Annotated in this window: 1 protein-coding gene; it reads left to right on the top strand. The window is 40.3% G+C overall.

Translation table 11 applies throughout. The features are described from left to right. The first annotated feature begins 155 nt into the window (after positions 1-155). A complete protein-coding gene (locus N1032_RS27250) occupies positions 156-338 on the top strand; it encodes a hypothetical protein (protein WP_259543829.1) in 183 nt (60 codons plus the stop codon). The last annotated feature ends 213 nt before the right edge of the window (positions 339-551 follow it).

Genomic DNA, 551 nt, shown 5'->3' with positions numbered 1-551 from the left:
GCTTGTAGTTGCGCTGTATCAGCGATAACTCATCAACTCAGTGTTGGTAGAAGCTGGAACGATCAGGAGTACATAAGAGGTTCATTGGATGTGATGTTAAGTCAGTTTGATAGATTCCACCTTTATACTACCCTCGAAATAGAAAAGGCTGAATAATGATTATTAAATTAGGCGAAAGACAAAGCGCAGAAATCGAAAAATATTGTACTGAATACGATCTAGATCCGAATCACGTTATTAATATGATGGTTCAAGAAATGACTATAGCCAAATCGCCAAAGGTAGCCGCTAAATGGTTCCATTGGTTGAAAACAGGCGAATGGAAACAAAAAGCATAATTTTTTAAAAGATAACCCCGTAAAAGCTAACGCCGATATGCGCGTTAGTCGGGGTTTATTTTCCGTCAACGGCTGGAAGCCGTACCTATGCCAATTGGCATAAAAACAAGGAGTGTTATACATGACAACAAAATTAACTATGAAATCCCTGGCTGAAGATCAGAAACTTTTTGCAGCCGCCCAGCTTGCCCAGGCAACAGAGATTGCCGCTAT

It is taken from the genome of Herbiconiux daphne (genome assembly GCF_024979295.1).
Lineage (GTDB): Bacteria > Actinomycetota > Actinomycetes > Actinomycetales > Microbacteriaceae > Herbiconiux > Herbiconiux daphnes.
This window is presented reverse-complemented; position numbering and strand designations above follow the sequence as displayed.